At 65.2% G+C, this 18163-nt stretch carries 14 protein-coding genes and 2 pseudogenes; 4 read left to right on the top strand and 12 right to left on the bottom strand.

The window, feature by feature from the left end; all coding sequences use genetic code 11:
* Positions 1–14: 14 nt before the first annotated feature.
* The 3 genes and pseudogenes from rraA to acnB all read right to left on the bottom strand — a co-directional run bounded on the left by rraA (position 15) and on the right by acnB (position 4170).
* Positions 15–503: a ribonuclease E activity regulator RraA gene (rraA, locus tag EKK97_RS10765; protein ID WP_159551776.1), complete on the bottom strand. Its 489-nt coding sequence runs from the start codon at positions 501–503 to the stop codon at positions 15–17.
* 145 nt (positions 504–648) lie between these two features.
* Positions 649–1257, bottom strand: a complete 609-nt coding sequence (locus EKK97_RS10770; protein WP_159551778.1) for a porin family protein — start codon at positions 1255–1257, stop codon at positions 649–651.
* Positions 1258–1568: 311 nt separating this feature from the next.
* A pseudogene (gene acnB / locus EKK97_RS10775) lies at positions 1569–4170 on the bottom strand (bifunctional aconitate hydratase 2/2-methylisocitrate dehydratase).
* Between the two features lie 253 nt (positions 4171–4423).
* Between acnB and EKK97_RS10780 the strand changes: the two are divergent.
* The 3 genes from EKK97_RS10780 to EKK97_RS10790 are packed head-to-tail and all read left to right on the top strand — an operon-like array spanning position 4424 to position 9514.
* Positions 4424–4879: a DUF1289 domain-containing protein gene (locus tag EKK97_RS10780; RefSeq protein ID WP_159551780.1), complete on the top strand. Its 456-nt coding sequence runs from the start codon at positions 4424–4426 to the stop codon at positions 4877–4879.
* A gap of 30 nt (positions 4880–4909) precedes the next feature.
* The gene (locus EKK97_RS10785; RefSeq protein ID WP_159551782.1) at positions 4910–5545 is read left to right on the top strand and encodes a MiaE family protein; all 636 of its coding nucleotides are present in this window, start codon (positions 4910–4912) and stop codon (positions 5543–5545) included.
* Between the two features lie 30 nt (positions 5546–5575).
* Positions 5576–9514 (top strand): ATP-binding protein, encoded by a 3939-nt coding sequence (locus EKK97_RS10790; protein WP_159551784.1) that lies wholly within the window; start codon positions 5576–5578, stop codon positions 9512–9514.
* Here the strand turns inward: EKK97_RS10790 and EKK97_RS10795 are convergent.
* The 4 genes from EKK97_RS10795 to queC are packed head-to-tail and all read right to left on the bottom strand — an operon-like array spanning position 9511 to position 12006.
* Positions 9511–9804, bottom strand: coding sequence for a YkgJ family cysteine cluster protein (locus tag EKK97_RS10795; protein ID WP_159551786.1), 294 nt, complete (start codon positions 9802–9804; stop codon positions 9511–9513). The genes EKK97_RS10790 and EKK97_RS10795 overlap by 4 nt on opposite strands.
* Positions 9801–10646: a 6-carboxytetrahydropterin synthase gene (locus tag EKK97_RS10800; RefSeq protein ID WP_159551788.1), complete on the bottom strand. Its 846-nt coding sequence runs from the start codon at positions 10644–10646 to the stop codon at positions 9801–9803. Before EKK97_RS10800 ends, EKK97_RS10795 begins: the two co-directional genes overlap by 4 nt.
* Positions 10646–11290: a 7-carboxy-7-deazaguanine synthase gene (gene queE, locus EKK97_RS10805; protein WP_159551790.1), complete on the bottom strand. Its 645-nt coding sequence runs from the start codon at positions 11288–11290 to the stop codon at positions 10646–10648. The genes EKK97_RS10800 and queE overlap by 1 nt, the downstream gene beginning before the upstream one ends.
* On the bottom strand, positions 11290–12006 hold the full coding sequence (gene queC / locus EKK97_RS10810; RefSeq protein WP_159555765.1) for a 7-cyano-7-deazaguanine synthase QueC: 717 nt from the start codon (positions 12004–12006) through the stop codon (positions 11290–11292). The genes queE and queC overlap by 1 nt, the downstream gene beginning before the upstream one ends.
* 286 nt (positions 12007–12292) lie before the next feature.
* On the opposite strand from queC, the gene trhP reads away from it, so the two are divergent.
* Complete coding sequence (gene trhP, locus EKK97_RS10815; protein WP_159551792.1) at positions 12293–13708, top strand: prephenate-dependent tRNA uridine(34) hydroxylase TrhP; 1416 nt, start codon at positions 12293–12295, stop codon at positions 13706–13708.
* Positions 13709–13813: 105 nt separating this feature from the next.
* Here the strand turns inward: trhP and EKK97_RS10820 are convergent, their stop codons facing one another.
* The 5 genes and pseudogenes from EKK97_RS10820 to EKK97_RS23765 form a co-directional block, all read right to left on the bottom strand.
* Positions 13814–15376 carry a sensor domain-containing diguanylate cyclase gene (locus EKK97_RS10820; RefSeq protein ID WP_159551795.1) on the bottom strand — a complete coding sequence of 521 codons (1563 nt, stop codon included), beginning with the start codon at positions 15374–15376 and terminating at the stop codon, positions 13814–13816.
* Between the two features lie 76 nt (positions 15377–15452).
* Positions 15453–15688, bottom strand: a pseudogene (locus EKK97_RS10825) (DUF2789 domain-containing protein).
* Positions 15689–15796: 108 nt separating this feature from the next.
* Positions 15797–16849, bottom strand: coding sequence for an asparaginase (locus EKK97_RS10830; protein ID WP_159551797.1), 1053 nt, complete (start codon positions 16847–16849; stop codon positions 15797–15799).
* A gap of 76 nt (positions 16850–16925) precedes the next feature.
* Positions 16926–17489: an efflux RND transporter periplasmic adaptor subunit gene (locus EKK97_RS23760; protein WP_201297068.1), complete on the bottom strand. Its 564-nt coding sequence runs from the start codon at positions 17487–17489 to the stop codon at positions 16926–16928.
* Positions 17483–18133, bottom strand: a complete 651-nt coding sequence (locus tag EKK97_RS23765; RefSeq protein ID WP_201297069.1) for an efflux RND transporter periplasmic adaptor subunit — start codon at positions 18131–18133, stop codon at positions 17483–17485. Before EKK97_RS23765 ends, EKK97_RS23760 begins: the two co-directional genes overlap by 7 nt.
* Between the last annotated feature and the right edge of the window lie 30 nt (positions 18134–18163).

Consider the following 18163-nt stretch of genomic DNA (forward strand, 5'->3'; position numbering starts at 1 on the left):
GCCGTGCGTGCCGATCAGCTGTCGAGCGGCAGGCGCGTCTCGGCCACCACGATGCCGTTGTTGTCGGCGTAGAGCCACTGGCCCGGCCGCAGGGTCACGCCGGCAAAGGTGACGGCCACGTCGCGGCTACCCTCGCCACGTTTCTCGCTCTTGCGCGGGTGAGCCCCCAGCGCCTGCACGCCCAGGTCGGTTTCGGCCAGGACATCCACATCGCGCACGCAGCCGTACATGACGACACCGGACCAGCCATTGTCCACGGCCTGCTCGGCCAACATGTCGCCGAGCATGGCGCAGCGCTGGGAACCGCCGCCATCGACCACCAGCACGGCACCTTCGCCAGGCTCGCTGACTGCCTGCTTGACTAGGGAGTTATCCTCGAAGCACTTGACCGTGCGAATCGGCCCGCAGAAGGCGTCCCGACCGCCGAAATTGATGAAGATCGGATCGAGAACCTGAACTTCCGGATGGGCATCGCAGATATCGGGCGTGATGATGGCACTCATGGGGGTTCCTTGCCGACGAGAGTGGAAAGCCCAAACATGATGCCACACTCGGTCGTGGGTGGCTTTCGTCGGTTCGTCTGAGATCGCCGGCACCGGGCATGGTCCGGTGCCGGAGGGGCAGGTGGATGGCGCGAAGTGGGACTGACTAGAAGCGCAGCCCTACCGAGGCCGTGAAGGTATCGATGGTGTAGTCGCTATCGAAATCGTAGCGCTCGTATTCGGCTCGGATCAGCACCGGATTGAAGTTGAACTGGGCACCGAGACCATAGACCGGATCGAAGCCGTCATTGTCCTGAAGGTCGAGTTCGGCATCGCCCAGATTGCCTTTCACCTCCGTCTCCCAACTGGCTGCGCCGACCTTGGCGAATGGGGTGAACCAGGTCGTGACGGGGAGCTGACCAACAAGGCTGGCGCCGTAGGCGGTCGACTCTAGATCGGTGCTGGCTCCGTCGGTACCGCGCAAGCGTACGCGCCCCAGGTCGGCGTAGAAGGCTTCCACTGCCAGATAGCGGTTGAACTGGTAGCCGGCAAAGCCCTTCCAGACGTTGTCGTCGTCGTCAACGCTGAAATTGCGACCCCCGCTTTCGATGAAGTTGTCCACCTCCTCGCGGTCGTTTTCCAGCGAACTGAAGCCGGTACCGAGACCCAGATAGGCGTAGCGTTCATATGGATCGTTGGTCTGGGCCTGTGCTCCAGTGACGAAAAGCAGCGTGGTGGAGGCGAGCGTTGCGGTGAGGAGTGTTCTCTTCGACATGTTCTGACTCCTTGAATGTCCCTTGGCCTCTCGAATCCCTCTTATTCTCATGCCTGGACGGCTCCATGCCGCCAGCGCACGAAGGCTTTTTAAAGTTAGACTCGCCGGGAGCGGCTCTCAAGGTGGGGCAGGTAAAGAATCGTAGCGAGGCGTCGCTTCGTGGCGACATTAAGGTGAGTTAATACAAAGGCTTATAAAAAAAGCGCCCTCGTGGGAGGGCGCTTCGTTCATCGGCTCCGGTGCCTTCTGCAAGGCACCATCGATGTTGCGAGCATCGGAGTCGAACCTGATGCTATCAGAACCCGGGGGTATCAGGCTTCCTGAGCGACCGGAATCACGTTGGAAGCGGCGTTCTGATACTCCTCGATCTCATGGAAGTTCATGTAACGATAGATCTCCCCGGCCATGGCGTCGAATTCGCCCATGTACCGCTGGTACTCCTCGACGCTCGGCAGGCGACCTTCCACCGCAGCCACTGCGGCCAGCTCCGCCGAGGCCAGGTAGACGTTGGCGCCGTCGCCCAGGCGGTTGGGGAAGTTGCGGGTGGAGGTGGAGACCACGGTGCTCTTGGCGGCGACGCGGGCCTGGTTGCCCATGCACAGCGAGCAGCCCGGCATCTCCATGCGCGCGCCGGCGCGACCGTAGATACCGTAGTAGCCCTCTTCGGTCAGCTGGTGCTGGTCCATCTTGGTCGGCGGGGCCAGCCACAGACGAGTCTTCAGGCTACCGGCGGGCTGCTTCTCGAGCAGCTTGCCCGCAGCGCGGAAGTGACCGATGTTGGTCATGCACGAACCGATGAAGACCTCGTCGATCTTTTCGCCGGCCACTTGGGAGAGCAGGCGGGCGTCGTCCGGGTCGTTCGGGCGCACAGCACCGGCTCCTTGAGATTGGCCAGGTCGATCTCGATCACCGCGGCGTATTCGGCGTCCTTGTCGGCGCGCATCAGGCTCGGGTTGGCCAGCCACTCCTCCATCGCCAGGATACGGCGCTCGATGGTGCGCTTGTCACCGTAGCCGTTGGCGATCATCCACTTGAGCAGGGTGATGTTGGACTTCAGGTATTCGGTGACGCTTTCCTCCCCCAGGGTAATGGTGCAGCCCGCGGCGGAGCGCTCGGCGGAGGCGTCGGAGAGCTCGAAGGCCTGCTCGACGGTGAGATCCTCGAGGCCCTCGATCTCCAGCACGCGGCCGGAGAAGATGTTCTTCTTGCCCGACTTCTCGACGGTCAGCAGGCCTTCCTGGATGGCGTAGTAGGGGATGGCATGGACCAGGTCGCGCAGGGTGACGCCCGGCTGGCGCTTGCCCTTGAAACGCACCAGCACCGATTCCGGCATGTCCAGTGGCATCACGCCGGTGGCGGCGGCAAAGGCAACCAGGCCTGAGCCGGCCGGGAACGAGATGCCCAGCGGGAAGCGGGTGTGCGAGTCGCCGCCGGTGCCCACGGTGTCGGGCAGCAGCATGCGGTTCAGCCAGCTGTGGATTATACCGTCGCCCGGGCGCAGCGAGACGCCGCCGCGGTTCATGATGAAGTCGGGCAGGGTGTGATGGGTCTCCACGTCGACCGGCTTCGGATAGGCGGCGGTGTGGCAGAACGACTGCATCACCAGGTCGGCCTGGAAGCCCAGGCAGGCCAGGTCCTTGAGCTCGTCACGGGTCATCGGGCCGGTGGTGTCCTGGGAGCCCACGGTGGTCATCTTCGGCTCGCAGTACATGCCCGGGCGTACGCCCTCCATGCCGCAGGCCTTGCCGACCATCTTCTGGGCCAGGGTGAAGCCCTTGCCGGTGTCCTTGGGCTGCTCGGGCAGGCGGAACACGTCGGACTGGGGCAGGCCCAGCGCCTCGCGTGCCTTGCCGGTCAGGCCGCGGCCGATGATCAGCGGAATACGGCCGCCGGCACGCACTTCGTCGAGGATCACCTGAGTCTTGAGCTCGAAGGTCGAGACCACTTCATCAGTGCCGTGCTTGCACACCTTGCCTTCGTAGGGGTAGACGTCGATCACGTCGCCCATTTCGAGCTTGGAGACGTCCATCTCGACGGGCAGGGCGCCAGCGTCTTCCATGGTGTTGAAGAAGATCGGGGCGATCTTGCCGCCGAAGCAGAAACCGCCGGCGCGCTTGTTGGGCACGTTGGGGATGTCGTCGCCGAAGAACCACAGCACGGAGTTGGTGGCCGACTTGCGCGAGGAACCGGTGCCGACCACGTCGCCCACGTAGGCGACCGGGAAGCCCTTGGCCTTCACCTCTTCGATCTGCTTGAGCGGGCCGGTGGTACCGGGCACTTCAGGCACGATGCCTTCGCGCTCGTTCTTGAGCATGGCGTTGGCATGCAGTGGGATGTCGGGGCGCGACCAGGCGTCAGGCGCGGGGAGAGGTCGTCGGTGTTGGTCTCGCCCGGCACCTTGAACACAGTGAGGCTGATCTTCTCGGCCAGCGCCGGCTTGGACAGGAACCACTCGGCGTCGGCCCAGGACTGCAGCACGTCCTTGGCCACGGCGTTGCCGGCCTTGGCGCGCTCTTCCACATCATGGAAGGCATCGAACATCAGCAGGGTGTGCTTGAGCTGCTCGCCGGCTTCCTTGGCCAGTTCGCTGTCGTCCAGCAGCTCGACCAGAGTGGCGATGTTGTAGCCGCCCTGCATGGTGCCCAGCAGCTTGACGGCATGTACCTTGTCGACCAACGGCGATTGCGCCTCGCCCTTGGCGATGGCGGTGAGGAAGCCGGCCTTGACGTAGGCGGCCTCGTCGACGCCCGGGGGAACGCGGTTCGTCAGCAGGTCGAGGATGAACTCCTCCTCGCCGGCAGGCGGGTTCTTCAGCAGTTCGACCAGCGCGGCGGCCTGTTCGGCATTCAGGGGCTTCGGCGGGACGCCCTCGGCGGCGCGTTCTTCGACATGTTGGCGATAGGCTTCAAGCACGTTGGGGCCCTCATCTGGTGTGTTGCCCAAAGCGGGGCGATAGTCGATGAACATCGGCGAAATGCCCGCTTTGGTTGGTGAAACAACCGTAGTCACTGGGTGGCGCGATTCTACGGGAAACTGTCGACAATGTTAAGTTGGGCCTCCTGGCGAGGGCCTAGACTTTGGTCGTCGCGATGTTCGCCGAACTACAGCGTGCCACCCGGAGCGGGTCGCGTTACCATGGGCCGGTAAAACGACAGGGGATAGGTAGATGTGCGCGCGTATCGCCTCGCCCTGCGTGGGGCTCTGCTCGACGACGCTTGGCGACTCCGTATGCCGAGGGTGTCAGCGTACCGATGATGAGATTAGCGAATGGATGGCGCTGCCCGCCGAACAGCGCGATAGCCGCATGGTGGAGCTGGACGGCCTGCGTGAGCGAGTGGCCGGCCGCTTCCTGCGCATCGACGACGAAGCCCGCCTGGAGGCACAGCTGAAGCGCCACCGCATCCGCTTCCGTCCCGAGCAGCCGCCGCTGTCGCGTGCGGTGGAGTTGTTGCGGGTTGGCCGAGACCGCATACGTGACCTGCAGTGCTATGGGCTGGTACCGCTGGAAGGCGCCGTGGGCCTCACTGCCGCTGAACTTCACGAGCGCCTGAGTGCCCGATTGCTGGAGGAGGCGAGCAGACGCCGACGCGCGCTGCAAGCGTGTACGGACTCCCACTGTTGATTGCCTGACCCAGAATTCCGAGCTGAAAACATGTCCGATACCCTGGAAGCGACCCTGAGTGACGTCGAGCTGCCACCGAGCCTGCTCGCCTTTCTTGCCTGTCCCACGCCCGATGCCTGGGTGGAATGGGCACTGAAGAATCCCGAGCTGCTGCTCATCGATCACGCCCAGTGCGAAAAGAAGGCGGCTTCCACCGCCATGAGCCTGCTTTACCGCTATGTGAACCAGCCGCTGCTGCTGACCAAGATGTCGCAGCTGGCGCGGGAGGAGCTGCTGCACTTCGAGCAGGTGGTCAAGCTGATGGAGGCGCGGGGGATCGAGTATCGCCACCTGAGTGCATCGCGCTATGCCGAATCGCTACGCCGGCACGTTCGCCCTCAAGAACCCGACAGGCTTGTCGATATCCTCATCATCGGGGCATTCATCGAAGCGAGAAGCTGCGAACGCTTCGCGAGGCTCATACCCCATCTCGACACCGAGCTGGCTAGATTCTATCGCTCGCTGGTCAAGTCCGAAGGGCGACATTACGAAGATTATCTCATGCTGGCGCAGCATATTTCGTCGGATCCCATTGACAAGCGGGTGGATTTCTTTGCCGAATGCGAAGCACAACTAATAGTCACGCCGGACACGGCGTTTCGTTTCCATAGTGGCGTGCCGGCCTGACGCCGCCACTTTGCCATGCAGGGTTCCGTCATGCAGGACGCTTCAGTAATGGTGCAACACAGTGATGACAGCGATCATCTGGCGCTATTCGGCCAGTTCTCGCTGGCGCTGGGTGATGACGTTCTGACCCAGTTCAGCTACGACAAGGTCAAGGCGCTGCTGGTCTATCTGTTGCTTCATCAGCAACCCGTCAACCGGGCCAGTCTGGCCGAACTGCTGTGGCCCGACCAGGGGCTCTCCTCGGGGCGCACCAACCTGCGCCACGCGCTGCACTGCCTGCGTCAGTCGCTGGGCGAGCAGGCCGAGCAGGTGCTGGTCGTATCGCGCCAGACCATTGCCTTTCGCCGACCCGAGAGCTGGCGCTTCGACCTCCACGAGCTGCAGCAGCTGTTGGAAGGGGAGCAGGACGTCGCCACCCTCGAGCAGCTCCTGAAGCGCTATCGCGGCGACCTGGTGGAAGAGCTGCAGTTACCCGCCTGTACCGAATTCCAGCGCTGGCTGGTTCAACTGCGCAACGAGTGGCGCCAGCGGGTCATCCGCTTCGCCGAGGGGGTGCTCGAGCGCAACGACGAAGTACCCGATGCGCTGTTGCAGACGCTGGTCAGCCGCTTCTCCGGTTATGGGCCGTTCCATGAGCGCCTGGTGCGTCAGCTCGCCGAGCAGGGACAACTGGCCGCCGCGCATGAGCAGTACAACGCCTACCTGCAGCTGCTGGCTCTCTCCGGCCAGCAGCCTGAGCCCAATTTTCTGCAGCTGGCGCGCTACTGGTCGGATGGCAGCCCCGATCTGCAAAGCCTCTCGCCGCAAGGCGCCTTCTCGCGCACGTTGGCGGCCGGCAGCTCGCCGCTGCGCGAGGACGAGATCGAACAGCGCCAGCTGTCGGTGATGGCGATCCGCCTGCGAGTGAAGGGAGAGTTCTCGGCTCGCGACGAGACCCGCGCCTGCCTGGCGCTGCAGATCGAACTGATGCGTTGGCTGGAGCAGCAGTGCCACCACCTGGGGGGCTTCTGGCTTCCCGGCGCCACCGGAGGGCTGGGGCTGGCCTGCTTCGGCACCCACGGTCCCGCGCATCAGTTGGCGGAGCTGGTGGCACTCTACGAACACTGCCGGCGCGTGCTGCCCGATGAGGTGGCGCGCCACTGGAGCGGAGAGGACGAGCCGCCGCGCATCGAGTTGGCGGCCGGGCTCAACAGCGGCCGGGTGGTCTATCTGCCCGAGCGACAGCTGGTCGATCCGCTGGGTCAGGTGACCCAGGGGTCACTGGACCTGATGAGTGCCGCCGAAGGCAGCGAGTTGGTCATTTCCCAGGAGGCAAGCCAGCATATGCCGCCGGCGCTGGACCTGCAGCCGCGTCTCTCCTCGCGGCTGGTGGCGAGCGACGGCCGCGTGAGGCTGCGTGCCCTGGTGCTGGGCCACAATGAGGGCGGGCGCGATGCCATGCCGCCGAGCCTGGTGGGACGCGAGGCGTCGCTACGCGTGCTGCGCGATGCCTTGGCGCGTGCCGGTATCGGCCTGCGCCAAAGTGTGCTGGTGCGGGGAGCGTCCGGCATGGGCAAGTCGGCGCTGATGGTCGGCTTCCGTCAGCTCGAGCTGAGTCGCGACGCGGCTATCTGCTGGCAGCCCACGACCCGCCTGTCGGTGCTGGAGCCCTATGGTGTCGCGCGCACGCTGTTGCGCTGGCGGCTGGACGGAAAACTCGACCAGCACAGTCTCGAGGAACTGATTGCCAAGAGCGACCTCTCGCTGAGCCCCGAGCAGTTGGGCTTGCTGGAAGAGGCGCTGGGAGTCAAGGAGGCGACCGAGGTGGTGCAACTGGCCAAGAGCGGCGAGGCGGTCGATCTCGTCGTTGCCATGTTGTGCCGGGTCATCGAGCGTCAGGCCATCGAGCGCACCCAGGTGCTGATGATCGATGACCTGCAGTGGCTTGATGAGCCTTCGTTCCGCGTGCTGGCCGGGCTACAGGCGCGCCTGCCGATCAACTGCGCTTTCATGCTGGTGGCCAGCCACCACGGCCGCGAGGCGCTGCCCACGCGCCTGCACTGGGATCAGCAGGTCACCTTGAGCCACCTCGATGCCATGCAGTCGTCGCGGCTGCTGTCGCAACTGGCCAGGCGCTACCGGCTGCACCTGAGCCCGCGTCTGCGTGGCCAGATCATCGAGCGCTGCGATGGCGTACCGCTCTACATGCAGGAGATCTGCCGGCGCCTGGAGATGGACCGGCGCGAGGGGCGTAGCGTGCACCTCGACGAGCTTCCGCGGGGCCTGCTCGGCCTGCTGGCCGGTCGTATCGATCAGCTCGACGGCGATCGTGAGGTGGCGCATGTCGCCGCGGTACTGGGCCGCCGCTTCCGCCTCGATTTCCTGGCGGAGTGCAGCGGCTGGGACATGAACCAGCTCAACCGCGCCCTGGAGCAGATGCGCCGGCTCGAGATCATCGAGCCCGCCGGGGGCGAGGGCGGCTGTCGCGAATATCAGTTCAGCCACCAACTGTTGCAGGAAGCCGCCTATCTCTCCTGTCCCCGCGACGTCCGGGTACGTATCCACCGCCAGGTCGTCAGCCTCATCGAGGAGCGTTTCCCGATGTGGATCGGCCGGCACCCGGGCGATTTCGCCACCCACCTGCGGCGTAGCGGACACTACGCTCGCGGAGCCCGCTACTTCGAGCTGGCGGCGCGCGAGGCGCTCAAGGTCAGTGCCAACCGTACCGCGCTGAAGATGGCCGATTTCGGCCTCGCCAGTCTGCGTCACGTGGAAGGGCAGGAAGAGCGCGAGATCAGCCTGCTGACGGTACGTGGCCAGGCCGCTTTCGCCCTCGAGGGCCATGGCTCGCCGACCGCCCACGAGAGTTTCGTGCGGGCCCGTGAACTATTGGTTCAGCATGGCGGCTGCCACGCCGAGGATGCCGAGGACCTGGAGCAGGCCTTCCTGGTCAAGTGGGGCCTGTGGGTCGGCTGTAGTCAGCGCCATGCGCATGCGGATGCCTTTTCGTTGGCCGCCAGCCTGGCCAGCATTGCCGCCCGGCTCGAGGACCCGCGCTACCGGCGCCTGGCCGACTACGCTCGTGCGAACTGCGAATACTGGGCCGGGCGCATCGGCCAGGCCTACGAGCATCTCGACGAGATCGCTCCGCTCGAGCAGCCGATGATGATCGAATGGCTGCCGTTCTCCGAGCATCCCCAGGTGGCTGCCGCCTGCTTCCAGGGCTGGGCCATCTGCTTGCGCGGCGACTACCGGCGTGCCGAGCAGCAGGTCGAGGCGGCAATTCGTCTGGCCGAACGGATCGGTCATCCGGGGTCACTGGCGATGGCGCTGTTGTTCGCCGCCTCCCTCTACCGGCAGCTCGGCCATGTGCACCTGGCAGCGCGCCGTGCCGAGCAGGCCGTGGCTTTGACCGAGACTCCCGACCTCCATCTGTGGCAGGTATCGGCCCAGGGAATTCTCGGCTGGCGCCGAGCGCTGTCGGGCGACCGCGATGGACTGACCATGATGGAGTTGGCTCAGGAGGAACTCGGCGAGATTACCGGGCGCGACCGTTACCATCGCCCCACGCTGTGGTACAGCGATGCCTGCATGGCGCTGGATGAGCTCGCCAGGGCCGAAGATTACCTGGATCAGTGCCTGTTGATCGCTCGTGAGCGCAGCACGCTGTTCGTACCCGAGCTGGGTGTCCAGCTCGCCTGTATTCGCCATCGCCTCGGGCGCCCCGCGGATGAGGTGCGTCTGCTGGTGGAGCAGGCCCTGGAGTGCTCGCGCCTGCATGAGAACCGGCATCAGGAGCTATGTGCGCTGGAGGCCTGGCTGACGCTGGTCGACAAGCACGACGAAGGGATACGCGAACAGTTCCGTGCGCTGCTCGACAGCGTGAGTCACAGTGATGCGCCGATCCTGATCCGCTGGCGCACGCTACTTGATCGGCAGTTGCCGCAGTCGAGCAGCATGGCAGGGCGCGTGGCGGTCGGTAACGGCTAACCGCTTTGGCCTGACGTGCCGCATTCGAGGAAGGCGATTCGCTGCAGGGCCTCGGTGCGGCTCTGGCCGCACAGCTCGGTGTCGAAGGAGAAGCTCCTGCACACCTCGGGGCGGCGCGGGTCGCCGAACAGGCGGCACAGGTTGTGGGCATCGAGCTGAACGCAGCGGATTCCCGCCGGCTTGCCATGCGGCATGCCGGGTATCGGGGAACTGATCGATGGGGCGATGCAGCAGGCGCCGCAGCCGGGGCGACACGCCTCGGCCGCACCGGCGGCAGCTCGCTGGCTCATGGCTTGGCCTCGGCGATGGCGCCCTTGTCGATTCCCTCGAAGGCCTGTACGCGAGTCGTCTTGCCGGTCTCTTCTGCTATTTGTTGAGCCAGCCAGGCGGCGATGTGCTCTATCGTGCTCGGTACGTTCATCACGATGCAGCGTTCCAGCGGTAACCGTATGTGGAAACGGCCCTGGCCGGCGCGGTAGCGGCTGGTCAGGCTGGGGCGAATTTCAGGTTCGACCTGGCGGACGATATCGCTCTTGTCGACCAGGTAGCGATCGTTGAGGAAATCGGCCCATTGGGCCTCGAGCTCAGGGCAACGCTGACCACGCTGCCAGACGTGCAGGCGCGAGCGGTGGCCGTGGGCAATGCGCTGGCAGTTGCCGGCGTGGTGCTTGAGGCCGTGACTATAGGTATAGGCGGCGCCATCGATGGTCTCGGTGCGCAGGCGCAGGCGAATGTCGCTGACCCGAGGGGGAGGACGCTTCATCAGCTCGCGGGCGAGACGCTCGGCGAGCCGGTCGGGAGTGACCTCGGTCCAGGGCAGCAGGGTGAACGCCTGACGTGGCGCGCGCACCTCCATGGCATAAGGGGCGGTGGTGCGTACGCAGAGCCCCTCGCTGCACTCGCTGGTGGTGACGCCCGGCGCGCGGATTGGCACGAGCAACGTATGATCGGCGCCTGCGTCCAGGCGTGACTTGATCCATGGTTTGACTTCACCGAAGTCGAACAGCATGCCATCCTCGCCGAGTTCGCCGTCGAGTTCGGCGTCGACGAACCAACTGACTCCGGTCAGTCCGCGCTGCGGGCACCACAGCGAAGCGTCGAGCTGGGTCAGGCGATTGACGAAGAGAGTCATCAGTCGATTCCCGTGATCTTGTGGGTCTGTAGCGACAACCGCCACTGCGGATGGGCCAGGCAGTAGGCGAGTGTGGCGTCGAGGTGGCTGGTGTCGTCGCCCAGCACCGCGGTATCCATGGGCTGCAGGAAGAAATGACGGAACGCGAATTCGCTGAAGCGTTCGGGCAAGGCCTCCGGCTGGGGATAGACCAGCTTGAGTTCGTCGCCTTCCGTAATGACCAGCGGAGTGGCGGCCTTGGGGCTGACACACAGCCAGTCGATGCCCGCTGGGGCAGGCAGGGTGCCGTTGGTTTCCACCGCGACTTCGAAGCCGCGCGCATGCATGGCCTCGATCAGGGATTCGTCGAGCTGTAGCAACGGCTCTCCACCGGTGAACACCACGTAAGGTGTCGCCACGCCGCCTTCCGCTGGCCACAGCGCCGCCAGGTGGTCCGCCAGCGCCTCGGCGGTAGCGAAGCGACCGCCGTGCTGGCCATCGGTGCCGATGAAATCGGTATCGCAGAAGCGGCAAGCGGCTTGGGCCCGGTCCTGCTCGCGTCCCGACCATAGGTTGCAGCCACTGAAACGACAGAAGACGCTGGCGCGCCCGGTCCGTGCGCCTTCTCCCTGCAGCGAGTAGAAGGCCTCCTTGACGTGATACATCAGACGCCATCTCCCGCTGATCCGCCGTTGTTGGCTTCGGGCTGCAGAAGGGCGGCGGCTTCGGGCCGCTGTGCGGCGGTTTCGGGCCGCTGAGAAAAGTACCCGAGGGGATCGGCCACGCCATTGGCGGCGAAGGCCGCAAGGCGCTCGCGGCAACTGCCGCAGCGGCCGCAGGCAAGTTGCTCGCCGCGATAGCAGGTCCAGGTGTTGGCGTAGTCGAGCCCCATGGCCAGACCATCGGCAAGAATCTCCGCCTTGCTCGAGCGCAGGTAGGGCGCGTGGATCTCGACCGGCTCGAAGTTGGCGATACCGGCCACGGCGTTCATGGCGTCGACGAACTCGGGGCGACAGTCGGGATAGAGCACGTGGTCGCCGCCGTGGGCGCCGTAGTCGACCCGCCTGGCGCCGATGTTTACCGCCTTGGCGATGGCCAGCGACAGCAGCACCATGTTGCGGTTGGGCACTACGGTGGCGGTGAGGTTCTCCTCGCCATAGTCGCCTTCGGGCATGTCGCGGCTGGTATCGGTCAGCGCCGAGTTGTCGATCAAGCCATGGATGGCGCGGATGTCCACTACCTGGTGCGGCACGCCGAGTGCGGAGCACACACGGGCGGCGACCTCCAGCTCGCGGGCGTGGCGCTGGCCATAGTCGAAGGAGAGGGCGTGAACGTCGCGGCCCTCGTTCAGGGCGCGATGAAGTACGGTGTAGGAGTCCATGCCGCCGGAGTAGATCACCACGGTGGCGTTGGGGAAGCATTGGGCATAGTGAGACTCTGAGTCGGAGAATTTGTTACTCCCGCCAAGGCGGGGTGCCGGGATCCGGTCCGGCGCGCATCATTCTACTTGACCGGAAAGACAAGTGCACGTGGCTTGGTGGTGCTGGCGAGGTGCCCAGCTGATATAATGCGGCCCCATATCAGCGCCCAGGCGCTGTCTGAAAAGTCGGCTAGCGCAGCCAGTTTTCAGGCAGTGACTCGCCATCGTCCTGAAAACGGTGACTCCAATGAAAGCTCCCGAACTGCTCTCCCCGGCGGGGACGTTCAAGAACATGCGCTATGCATTCGCTTATGGCGCCGATGCCGTCTACGCCGGCCAGCCGCGCTATTCGCTGCGTGTGCGCAACAACGACTTCAAGCTCGAGAACCTCCACCGCGGCATTGCCTATGCCCATGAGCGGGGCAAGCAGTTCTACGTGGCCTCCAACATCGCGCCGCACAACAGCAAGCTCAAGACCTACCTGCGCGACATGGAGCCGGTCATCGAGGCCGGCCCCGACGCGCTGATCATGTCCGACCCGGGACTGATCATGATGATCCGCGAGCGCTGGCCGGAGCAGGTCATTCATCTCTCGGTGCAGTCCAACGTGGTCAACTGGGCGGCGGCGAAGTTCTGGCAGCAGCAGGGCATCAGCCGCATCATCCTGTCGCGGGAACTGTCGCTCGAGGAGATTGCCGAGATCCGCGCCGAGTGCCCGGACCTCGAGATCGAGACTTTCGTGCACGGTGCGCTGTGCATCGCCTATTCGGGCCGCTGTCTGCTCTCCGGTTATTTCAATCACCGTGACCCCAACCAGGGTACCTGCACTAACGCCTGTCGCTGGAAGTACAACACCGTGGCCGCCGCCCAGGACGAGACCGGTGACCTGGTGCCGGCCAACTCGGCGGCAGCGCATGCGGCAAGCGGCATCTGGAGCCCGGGCCAGAGTGGCCTGATTGCGTCGGGAGGCGGCAGTACCACCCACAGCACGGCCACGGCCGGCGGCGTGGAGGGGCAGGACGAGCTTTCGGCGCTGATCGAGGATGCCACCCGGCCGGGCGAACTGATGCCGATCTTCGAAGACGAGCACGGCACCTACATCATGAACTCGAAGGATCTGCGCGCCGTGCAGCACGTGCCCAGGCTCACCGAGATGGGGGTGACGTCGCTCAAGATCGAAGGGCGCACCAAGTCGCACTACTACGTGGCGCGCACCGCCCAGGTCTATCGTCGTGCCATCGACGATGCGGTGGCCGGACGACCCTTCGACATGCGCCTGATGGACGAGCTCGACAACCTGGCCAACCGCGGTTACACCGAAGGGTTCTATCGTCGCCACGTGCACGATGAATACCAGAACTACGAGCGCGGCAATTCGGTCGGGGTGCACCAGCAGTTCGTCGGCGAGGTGACTGGCTACGATCCGGATCGTGGCATGCTGGAGATCGAGGTCAAGAACCGCTTCGAGGTCGGCGATGGCATGGAACTGATGCTGCCTGGCGGCAACCGGCGCTTCAGGCTCGAGCACATCCAGGACAAGCGGGGCGAATCGGTTCAGGCAGCCCCAGGCTCCGGCCATGTGGTGCGCATCCCGGTGCCGGGTGAGCCCATCGCGCCGGAGCGGATCGAGTTTGCATTGTTGATGCGTGACCTGCACGACTAGTCACCTGGGCTTTCATCCAGAGGTGACCGAGCAACGAATGAGGGCGGCCAGCAGGCCGCCCTCTTTGCGTTTCGAGGCTCTATCGGGAGCGTGTCGAGTCAGTCGCTACGTGGAAGAGTCCGGCTCCTCGTAGTGGCCCACGCCATCGCGGCCGCCATGCTTGACCCCGTACATGGCCTGATCGGCTGCGTCGACGAGGGCGGTGGCATCCTCGAACTCGCCATCCTCCAGGTCGGCGATGCCGATTGAGGCCGTCACGTGAAGCGGCTCGCCATCGGCCTGAGCCAAAGGCTGGCTGGCCAAGTATTCGCGGATACGGTCGGCCAGGATGCCTGCCTGTTGGCGCCGCGTATTGGGCATGATGACCAGGAACTCTTCCCCACCATAGCGGCCGGCAATATCGCTTTCGCGCACCATGTTGTTGAGTGCCGCGGCGAAGTGGATCAGCACTTCGTCGCCGAAGCGATGCCCGAAGCGGTCGTTGATGCGCTTGAAGTGATCGAGGTCGATGAACATCACCGTGAGCGGCTGCCGGGTCTGGCGAGCACAGTCGAAGTGCTGCGTGAGCCGCTTCTCCAGCCAGGGGCGGTTGGCCAGTTGGGTCAGGTGATCGGTGCGATGCTGCTCGTCGAGGACCACATGGCTGGCATGCAGTGCTTCTAGCTCACGCTGCTGCTCGGCGAGCCGGATGGTCATGCGCAGGTTCTGCTCGAACAACAGCTCCTTGGCCTCGGCTAGCAGGTGAGCGCTGTCGATGGCTGGAGGACAGGTGATTTCGAACAGGCGCGCCAGGGAGGGCAGGCGATGCTGTAGTTCTTGCATTACCGTCATCAGCATGACGATGTCCAGCGACGCGAGCGAGGCCAACTGGCGCAGCAGGGCACTGAAGGCGGTAGCGGAATCCGCCGCCAGCCAGCAATCGGCGATGCGGCAGGAGAGGCGCAGGCAGAGCTGTCGTGGATCGCCGTCTGCCAGCGGTCCATGACTGTCGATGATACCGGCCGCTATGGGGCCGGGTACGCCCCAGCTGGCGGCGAGCCAGGCGCCGATCAGCGCATGATCGCAGCCGTAGCGCTGACGTTCGGCCTCGGCCAGCTTCTGATGCTGGTGCAGGTCGGGAAGGCTGGCGACGTAGGCTTCCCCATCCAGTGCCTCGAGAGCAAGTATGCCGATATCCTGGAGCAGCGCGGTGGTGAAGAGCTGGGGAGCGTGGTCCGGACAGAGATGCTGGGCCAGCTCCTGGGTGGCCGAGGCGGCAATGATGGCCCGTTGGCACAGGTACTCATGGTCGAGATTTCCCCCCGCACGTGGGCGGGGCAAGCCGAAGCTCAAGGCAATGGCCAGGGTGGCGTCGAGGCCGATGCGCGAAACGGCATCGAGACTCGAGGAGACCGGGTTGCCATTGCGTGAATAGAACGCGCTATTGGCCATGGAGAGCAGGCGCAAGGCCAGCGCCGGGTCCTGCTCGAAGGTGCGGGCATAATCTGCCAGGCGCGGCTCGGGTGAGCGGGCAATGGCGATCACGCGTGCCGCCGCTGCCGGCAGGCTGGGCAAGGTACGGCACTCGGCCAGGCGGGAACGCAGGGTGTCGGGTAGTGGAGGAAGGCCCAGTTCGGCGGGGCCAGGCGCGACAGAGATTTCCGCAGTCGATATCCTATCGATCGACATGTTTTCCCGCCTATGCTGATTCTTGTTGTCCTCGGCCAAGCCTAGCAGAATGGCCAATATTCATACGTTTGAGGCCTTAAGCTTTCCTCAACGATGTATCAAGATGATCGACGACTTCGGCCCAGTCGGCGTCCTCTTCCAGAGCGGCTTCGAGAAACTCGGCCTGCGCGTGATTCCAGAATGGCGCCTCGTAGAGCGCCATGGTCGGGGCAGTGGAGCATGGCGCTCGATGAACGCCTTGATCGAGGCTTCATCGGCGGGTAACCCCAGCTGTTCGAAGAGTTCGGTGAAGGGATGGACAGGGTGTTCCATGTTGCGCTCCAGACGGCATGCAGGCCGTGATTGTCGATCTTTCCTAGATTCAACTTAGCTCGTGTCGAACGGACATGCAGGGTTGCTTATCGAGCATGGGCGCCACGCTCAGCGCTCGCCGACCAACGGAGCGAGGAAGCGTCGCCGCCGCTCCTGCTCGTCCAGAGGCTGGGCCAGGAGGTGGACGAGCTTGGCCATGACGGCTTCGGCGGTCATGCCGTCACCCGAGAGAACGCCAGCCTGTACCAGGCCCTGGCCGGCAGCATAGTGGCCGGGAGCGATACCACCGAAGGGGCACTGGCTGATCGCAGCGAGTAGCTTGCCCTCACCGCTGGCCTTGGCCAGCACGCCGATCAGTTCAGGGTCCGCCGGGATGTTGCCCCCGCCCCAGACTTCGAGCAGCGCGCCGCGCACACGGGCATCGTCCAGCCAGGCGTCGAGCTGCCAGGCCTGGATGCCGGGCCAGAGCACGAGGCGTACCACGCCGCCATCGGCCAGTGCCGTATAGTCGGGGAGTTCGAAACGGGGAGCGCCGCGCTGCTGGGTCTCGAGTCCGCGGCCGGGATAGAGGATCACGTCATCTTCGATGCGCTCGCCGAGAATCGGGTAGTTGGGGCTGGCGAAGGCGTCGTCGGCCTCGCTGTGCGTCTTGCGGGTGCGCACGCCCCGCAGCAGGCGTCCGCAGAAGGCCACGGCGACTTCCTGCAGTTCCGGCCTGGCGGCGAAGCGCAGGGCGAGCTCGATGTTGTCCAGGGCATCGCTGCCCTCGGCCTCGAGCGGATGCATGGCCCCGGTCACTACCACGGGGCGGTCCAGGCCCTGAAGCTGATAAGCCAGGCTGGAGGCGGTCCACGACAGGGTATCGGTGCCGTGCAGTACGACCACGCCGGCATATTCACCCACTTGGGCGGCGATGGTCCCTCCCAGGCGCTGCCAGTCACGCGGTGTCGCCGCGCTCGAGTCGATGGGATCGTCCACCGCCTGTACCGTGAATTGGGGCAGGCGGGCCTGGCGCGTGGGCGGAAGGGTGGCCAGGGCGCGCCGCAATCGAGCCTCGATGTCTCCACCGGGTGCCAGCCCCTGGGCGCTGGGCAGCATGCCCAGGGTGCCTCCCGTGTACAGTACCAGCACGGGGCGATCGGCGAAGGTGGACTCGTTCATGGCAGCTCCTGCGTTGTCGTGTTCGAGGGCGCGGCTGGGCGCGCGAGCGACATGATAGCGGGACTCGCCGGGGAACTCACTCGTCGGCTCTGACTCTGACGCCTTCCGCGACTCGTTCGCCGGGATGGATGATCACCGTTTCGCCCGCCTCTAGCCCGGCGCGCACCTGGCTGACGAGCCCTTGGCGTCGCCCCAGTTCCACTGGCCGGCGCATGGCGCGCCCCGCTTCGATCACGAATACGCTCCACTCTCCCTGGTGGCGAAACAGCGCGCTGGTAGGCATCTGCAGGACCTCATCGGCCGCCCAGACCACGAATTCGGCATCGACGCGAAAGCCGCTCCCCAGGCCCAGCGTGGCCAGATCGAGCCCATCGGCGAAGTCCACGATCACCGGGACCCGCTGTTCGTCCACGCCCAGTGCCGAGGTGCGGGTGAAACCGGAAGGCGCAATGCGTCTGACATGGCCTGTCAGCGGTTCGCCGCCCCAGCCGGTGATGTTGACGGTCATGCCGGGACGCAGGCGTACGGCGTCCATGGAGAGCAGGTCGACCTGAATCTCCAGGTCGTCGAGGCTGCCCAGCTCGAGGATCGGATCGCCGGCCGAGACGCTGCCTTCGCAACAGCGGTAGCGGGTCAACACCAGCCCGAGACCGGAGCACGCACCTGCAATACCGGTTGGTCCGACTCGCTACGCTGGCCGCTGGCCACGGCGAGCAGTGCCCTGGCGCTCTCCACCTCGAAGCGCGCGACCTCGACCCCGGATGCCGCGGAATTTTCCAGCGCCCGGAGCCGGTCACGCTGGTTCTGGCGCTGCTCCAGCTCGGCGGTGGAGATGAGGTTGCGCTCATGAAGCTGGCGGTAGCGCTGATACTCGGCCTCGGCGAAGCGCCGGTCGGCACGGGCCGTCTCCAGGTTGGCCTGGGCGGCACGCAGCCGGGCCTGAGCGGCCTGCAGGCTGTCTTCTGCTTGTTGTCGCGTCCGCACGTCCAGCGCTGGCGCGGGGCTTGGCTCGAGGCGGAACAGCGTATCGCCTTCCGCAACCCGGTCACCCTCCTCGAGCGTCACGCGCTGGAGAAAGCCGGCGATCGGTGCCGAGACGTTCCAGGTATCGCGCAGGCGGGTACGGCCCTCTTCGATGATCGAATCGGTGAAAGGCCCCACGCTGACCCGCGCCACGTTGACCGGCACCGGCATGGGGCGCAACGCCCAGGCCAGCAAGGCGAGCAGCCCGAGTCCCAGCGCGGCCCAGATGGCGTAGCGTATCCAACTGCGACCTTTATTCATGCTCTTCCCCCATTCATGCTCTTCCCTGTT

Origin of the sequence: Billgrantia tianxiuensis, from assembly GCF_009834345.1 — a bacterium.
Lineage (GTDB): Bacteria > Pseudomonadota > Gammaproteobacteria > Pseudomonadales > Halomonadaceae > Halomonas > Halomonas tianxiuensis.

What these genes read in the sequence shown, in the direction of transcription:
- EKK97_RS10770 (WP_159551778.1), bottom strand. Translation starts at nt 1,257, where the DNA reads ATGTCGAAGAGAACACTCCTCACCGCAACGCTCGCCTCCACCACGCTG.
- EKK97_RS10785 (WP_159551782.1), top strand. Translation starts at nt 4,910, where the DNA reads ATGTCCGATACCCTGGAAGCGACCCTGAGTGACGTCGAGCTGCCACCG.
- EKK97_RS10795 (WP_159551786.1), bottom strand. Translation starts at nt 9,804, where the DNA reads ATGAGCCAGCGAGCTGCCGCCGGTGCGGCCGAGGCGTGTCGCCCCGGC.
- EKK97_RS10790 (WP_159551784.1), top strand. Translation starts at nt 5,576, where the DNA reads ATGCAGGACGCTTCAGTAATGGTGCAACACAGTGATGACAGCGATCAT.
- EKK97_RS10780 (WP_159551780.1), top strand. Translation starts at nt 4,424, where the DNA reads ATGTGCGCGCGTATCGCCTCGCCCTGCGTGGGGCTCTGCTCGACGACG.
- EKK97_RS10800 (WP_159551788.1), bottom strand. Translation starts at nt 10,646, where the DNA reads ATGACTCTCTTCGTCAATCGCCTGACCCAGCTCGACGCTTCGCTGTGG.
- queE (WP_159551790.1), bottom strand. Translation starts at nt 11,290, where the DNA reads ATGTATCACGTCAAGGAGGCCTTCTACTCGCTGCAGGGAGAAGGCGCA.
- EKK97_RS10830 (WP_159551797.1), bottom strand. Translation starts at nt 16,849, where the DNA reads ATGAACGAGTCCACCTTCGCCGATCGCCCCGTGCTGGTACTGTACACG.
- trhP (WP_159551792.1), top strand. Translation starts at nt 12,293, where the DNA reads ATGAAAGCTCCCGAACTGCTCTCCCCGGCGGGGACGTTCAAGAACATG.
- rraA (WP_159551776.1), bottom strand. Translation starts at nt 503, where the DNA reads ATGAGTGCCATCATCACGCCCGATATCTGCGATGCCCATCCGGAAGTT.
- EKK97_RS23765 (WP_201297069.1), bottom strand. Translation starts at nt 18,133, where the DNA reads ATGAATAAAGGTCGCAGTTGGATACGCTACGCCATCTGGGCCGCGCTG.
- EKK97_RS10820 (WP_159551795.1), bottom strand. Translation starts at nt 15,376, where the DNA reads ATGTCGATCGATAGGATATCGACTGCGGAAATCTCTGTCGCGCCTGGC.
- queC (WP_159555765.1), bottom strand. Translation starts at nt 12,006, where the DNA reads ATGGACTCCTACACCGTACTTCATCGCGCCCTGAACGAGGGCCGCGAC.